The organism is Actinomadura sp. (assembly GCF_044508335.1).
In the GTDB taxonomy this organism is placed as follows: domain Bacteria; phylum Actinomycetota; class Actinomycetes; order Streptosporangiales; family Streptosporangiaceae; genus Spirillospora.
Genome location: NZ_JBIQHY010000012.1, coordinates 1 through 5,027, shown reverse-complemented (window position 1 = coordinate 5,027; position 5,027 = coordinate 1). Strand labels below are relative to the sequence as shown.

At 72.4% G+C, this 5,027-nt stretch carries 5 protein-coding genes and 1 pseudogene; 3 read left to right on the top strand and 3 right to left on the bottom strand.

Features of this window, described 5'->3' with window-relative positions; genetic code table 11:
* Positions 1-463: 463 nt before the first annotated feature.
* The gene (locus tag ACIWVC_RS07005; protein ID WP_396446539.1) at positions 464-1,303 is read left to right on the top strand and encodes an alpha/beta hydrolase; all 840 of its coding nucleotides are present in this window, start codon (positions 464-466) and stop codon (positions 1,301-1,303) included.
* Between the two features lie 33 nt (positions 1,304-1,336).
* Here ACIWVC_RS07005 and ACIWVC_RS07000 read toward each other — a convergent pair whose 3' ends face one another.
* Entirely contained in the window at positions 1,337-1,558 is a 222-nt protein-coding gene (locus ACIWVC_RS07000; protein WP_396453927.1) for a cupin domain-containing protein, read from the bottom strand.
* Between the two features lie 27 nt (positions 1,559-1,585).
* Here ACIWVC_RS07000 and ACIWVC_RS06995 point away from each other — a divergent pair, with 27 nt between their 5' ends.
* Entirely contained in the window at positions 1,586-1,813 is a 228-nt protein-coding gene (locus ACIWVC_RS06995; RefSeq protein WP_396453926.1) for a hypothetical protein, read from the top strand.
* A gap of 156 nt (positions 1,814-1,969) precedes the next feature.
* Positions 1,970-2,692, top strand: a pseudogene (locus tag ACIWVC_RS06990) (AraC family transcriptional regulator); the annotation flags it as partial.
* An 18-nt stretch (positions 2,693-2,710) separates the two neighbouring features.
* On the opposite strand, the gene ACIWVC_RS06985 reads toward ACIWVC_RS06990, so the two are convergent.
* Together ACIWVC_RS06985 and ACIWVC_RS06980 are read right to left on the bottom strand one after the other, a co-directional pair.
* On the bottom strand, positions 2,711-3,907 hold the full coding sequence (locus ACIWVC_RS06985; RefSeq protein ID WP_396453196.1) for an MFS transporter: 1,197 nt from the start codon (positions 3,905-3,907) through the stop codon (positions 2,711-2,713).
* Positions 3,908-4,008: 101 nt separating this feature from the next.
* Positions 4,009-4,842, bottom strand: coding sequence for a tyrosine-protein phosphatase (locus ACIWVC_RS06980; protein WP_396453925.1), 834 nt, complete (start codon positions 4,840-4,842; stop codon positions 4,009-4,011).
* Positions 4,843-5,027: the final 185 nt, after the last annotated feature.

Here is a 5,027-nt window from a genome sequence, read left to right as displayed (position 1 = left end):
CCGCCGCGGTTGCGTCGACACCGCCCAGGTCACCGTCCATGGCGAGCGCCGGGACGGCACCGGCGATGACGAGGACGACTCCGAGCCAGACCATGCGGACCTCCGGGGGGACGTACCTCCGGTATTGCCGCCCCGCGCGGTTTCACTCGGCCTCGGCGGCGCGGCGGCCGCCGCAGCCGCTCGTCCGGCTCGCCGCCCTCGGCGTGGTGGCCACCCGTGACAGACCGCGCGGCATATGAGGCAAAGCAGACTTCGCCATATATCTGGCAAACCTTGCCATGTCCGAGGTTATGCACTTCCCGTCCAGGGGAGGGGGTGTCACCTGATCGGCGCGGCCACCAGGTCCCGCACGAGCGGAATAGTCCGGGCGACCGCGGCTCGACCGACCTGGACGGCGACCGGGCCGGGCGCAATGACCGCAATCGAGGCGGGTTTTCATCCGCCCGGAGAAAGGCGAAGAACGGTGTCTATTTCAGAGAGGGAGAGCCGGGAGATCGAGGCCGCCAACGCCTCGGGCGACACCCCGGTCGTCTTCATCCACGGCCTCTGGCTGCTGCCGAGCAGCTGGGCCGCGTGGGCGGACTTCTTCAGGCGGGCGGGTTACGCGCCGCTGATGCCCGACTGGCCGGACGATCCGGAAACGGTGCAAGAGGCCCGGGCGAATCCCGACGTCCTCGCCAAGAAGACCTTGAAGCAGATCGCCGATCACACCACCGAGGTCGTCAACGCGCTGGACGGGAAGCCGGTCCTCGTCGGGCACTCGACCGGGGGCCTGCTGGCCGAGATGCTCGCGGGGAACGGCCTCTCGGCGGCCACGGTCGCCATCGACCCCGGGATCTTCCGCGGCGTCCTGCCGCTGCCGGCGTCGGTGCTCAAGGGCGTGGGCGCCTTCCTGATCGATCCGCGCACGCGCGGCCGCGCGATCACGCTCACGTTCGACCAGTTCCTCTACGGCTGGGCGAACGCACTGGACGAGGAGGAGGCGCGGGAGCTCTACGACACCTTCCACGTCGCCGGGTCCGGGACCGCTCTCATGCAGATGGGCAACGCGAACCTGAACCCGTGGACCGAGGCGAAGGCGGACACGACGAACCCCGACCGCGGCCCCCTCCTGATCATCGACGGGGAGAAGGACCACACGGTGCCCTGGGCGATCGCGAACGCCGCCTACAAGCGGCAGAGGCGCAACCCCGCCGTGACGGAGATCATGAAGATGCCGAACCGGGGCCATTCCCTCACCATCGACCACGCCTGGCCCGAGGTCGCCCAGACCACGCTCGACTTCGTCGAGCGCTACGCCTGAAACCGATCTTTCCCGCGGCACCGTCTCCGCCGGTCAGTCGCCGGTGGCGACGACGCCCGCCTTCTCGATCATCAGTACGGCGCTGCGGACGGGGACGACGGGCCGGTGCAGCATCTTCGCCGGGACGGTGAACGCCTGGCGTGGGCCGAGCTCGACGGTGTCGGCGCCGTTGAGCTCGATGCGGAACAGGCCGTCCAGGACGAAGAAGAACTCGTCCTGCTCGTCGTGCTTGTACCAGTGGAACTCACCCTGCATGACGGACCAGGTCGACGACCCCGCGCGGTGCCGGTCACCTTGCAGACCTGGATACTCCACGCCGCACCGGATGCCACCGAGGCGGCCGGCTCCCTCTACGTCTCCGCGTTCAACCTGTCCATAGCGCTCGGTGCGCTCATCGGCGGCTTCGCCGTCAACGGCATCGGCACCACGAGCGTGCTGTGGACCGGCGCCGTCCTGCCGGTCCTGGCGCTGTTCGTCGTGCGCGGAACGGGTCGGGACGTGCGGCGCTGATACTGCTCGGAAAGATGCGTCGCTCCTCGGACGTCCCTCCGGGACGCGCGGGAATAGGCCGCCGTCGTGTCCGTGCTTCAAGCCCACGTGGCGAACATCGTAGATATCTCACGGGCAGACGAGGCAGGAACCTCCTCTCCGGAACCGGCGTGGGAGATGTCCGGCATGGACCACGTCCTGCTCCCGGCGGGCGCAGCGCTCACCGACCGCCCCGCCCCGCTGTGGGCGCTGGTGCTGGCGGGTGAGGTCGTGCTTGAGACGGCGTCCGAGACGCAGTCGCTCGCCGAGGGCGACGCCGTCCTCGTCGATGCCCGCACCGCTCACCGGCTCACCGCGTCGAAGCGGCACGAGGAGTCCGTTCTGGTCGTCGCGGACCTGCACATGGCCGTCCCGGTCCGCCGGCTGCCGAGCCCGCTGGTGGTCCGGGGCTTCGGCAACCGGCACGCCGGCATCATGGCGCTCGTCGCGAAGTGCCCGCTCGAGCGCGCGTGCCGCTCGTCCCTGTTCGCCGTCGGCTACGGCAGCCTGGTCGGCGCCGCGATGACCGCCTCCTGGGAGGACGACCAGGGCGGCGGCGCGGAGCAGCGGGACGAGGCCGTGGCCGCGGTGGTGGCCGCGGTGACCGCCCGGCCGGCGGAGCCGTGGACCGTCGAGCGGATGGCGCGCCTCGTCCACCTGTCGCGTTCCGCGCTGGGCGAGCGGTTCCGCCGCGCGCTCGGCCGCGGACCCGCGGAGGTGCTCCGGGACGTCCGGATGCGGGAGGCGCGCCGGCTGCTCGGGGACGTCTCGCGTCCGGTTGAGTACGTCGCGTCCGCCGTCGGGTACGGCTCCACCGCCGCGTTCAGCCGCGCGTTCTCGTCCCACCACGGCCTCGCGCCGCAGGCTTGGCGGGACGTGTCACTCGCGCGGGACGCGCAGCGCGGCGAAGAGCAGCCCGGCCGCCGCGGCGAATGCCGTGCCGACCAGGAGGGCGGTCCGCACGCCGCGGGCGTCCAGGATCGCGCCGCCCGTCGCCGACCCCAGCGTGATCGCGACCTGAAACGCGGTGACCTGCAACGACAGGGCCGACTCGGCGCGGTCCGGCGCGACGCGCGTCACCCATAGCTGGGTGGCGACCGGGACCATGTTGAAGGCCACGCCCCACACGACGATCCCCGCGGCCAGCACCGGCAGGGACGGCGCGGTCGCCGTGACCAGCAGTCCGGCGCCGAGCAGTAGCGGGGCCGCGGCGGCCACCGCCCGCAGCCGCCCGGAGAACCGTCCGGCGGCGAGGTTGCCCGCCATCCCGCCCACGCCCCAGGCGAGCAGCAGCCACACCGTGGCGCCCGCGTCGACCTTTTCGATCGCGATCCTGATGAAGGGGTAGGCGGCGAAGTTGCCGAACGCGACCAGGACCACGCCGAGCACCCCGGCCATCAGCCACCGGTTGGCGAGCGCGGCCCGCATCATCGCCGCCCCGGCCGCCGGATGCGGGGGCACCGGCGGCAGCGTGACCGCCACGGCCAGGGCCGCGGCGGCGCTGAGGGCGGCCGCGATGCCGAACACCGTGCGCCAGCCGACCGCGTCGCCGAGCAGGGACGCCAGCGGGACGCCGCCGATCGTCGCGACGGTGACGCCGAGCGCGAGGGACGTGGAGACCGTGCTGTCGCGTCCCGGCACGGCGCGGGTGCCGGCGCCGAACGCGAACGACCAGTACCCCGCGATGGCGACGCCGAGGACGAGCCGGCCGAGCAGCAGGACCGCGAAGCCCGGGGCGGCGGCCACCGCCAGGTTCGCGGCGAGCGCGGCGACCAGCAGCCCGGCCAGGACCGTGCGCCGGTCGGTCCGCGGCAGCAGGACCGCGATGCTGGGGGCGGTGGCCGCGCCCGCGACCGCGGTCGCCGCGACCGCGAGGCCGGCGGTGCCCTCGCTGATCCCGAGATCGGCGGCCATCACGGGCAGCACGCTCGCCGGCAGGAACTCGCTGGCGACGAGCACCGCGATCCCGGCCGCCAGCGCGACGATCGGTGACCAGTTCGCCCGGGGGCCTGTCTCCGGCGGGGACTTGGGCGGCACAGTGCCGGTGGACGACTGCGACGACTGAGGTGTTGACATGCGCCCAGCGTCGCCGCGTCCGCGCCCCCGCAGTTGATCGCGTGACGCGCATGGTTGATCGTCTGACCGGTTCCGCGCGGCGCGGCTCCGCGATGCGGGGGTCAGGAGGTCAGCAGCCGGGCGCGCAGCGCCGCGACGGTGGCGTCGCTCAGCTTCAGTCCGTTGCGGACGTAGTTGTCGAAGCTCCCGTAGGCCCGGTCGACCTCATGGAACGCCTCGTCCAGCCAAGCGGACTCCACCGCGTCGGAGCGGCCGAGGTAGGTGTTGCTGGCCATGTAGTCCTGGTACACCGTCGCCTTCGGGACGCCCAGGATCGTCAGCAGCACCGCGGCGCCCCAGCCGGTCCGGTCCTTCCCGGCGGTGCAGTGGAAGACCGTCGCGCCGGGGTTGGCGGCGATGGAGGTGAGCAGGTCGTGGTAGGCGCGGCTCGCACCGCTGAAGTCCACCATGAACGGGTAGGCGATCGACTGGCCGAGGTTGGACGACCCGGTCACCAGCCCGATCAGGAGCCCGTACAGCAGGCTGCCCAGCACCGGGTTGGCGAAGGAGATCCCGTGGGTCAGGTCCTCGACGTCGGCGACCTTGTAGGCGATCCCGGCGGGCAGCAGGTCGGGGTCGTCCGAACGTTCCTTGGCGTTGCGCAGGTCCACGTCGAGGGTGATGCCGAGGTCGAGCAGCGTCTGCTGGTCGGCGGCCGACAGGTGGGCCAGGGAGTTGGAGCGGTAGACGACGCCGGTGCGGACGTGGCGGCCGTCGGCGGTCGCGTACCCGCCGAGGTCGCGGAAGTTGGCGGCCGTCGCCAGCCGCGGCGTGGTGGTCAGCGGCGCCGTGACGGGGGCACGGTCCGGGGCGTCGGCGAGGGCGGGCGGCGCGGTCAGCGTGCCGGCCAGCAGGGTGGCGCCGAGCAGGACTGCGGACGTACGGGGGGTGCGCATGACGATCCTTGTCGGACGGCCCCGGCGGGGGGAACGGACGTGACCCCCGTCATGATGCTGTCCGCGCGGACGAGGATGAACTGGCAGGCCCTCAAATCTTTCCGGTGATCATTGTGCGGGGCGACAACGACCGCGGCCCGGCCATCCCGCGCATTGAGGCCCGCGCATTGAGGCCCGCGCATTGA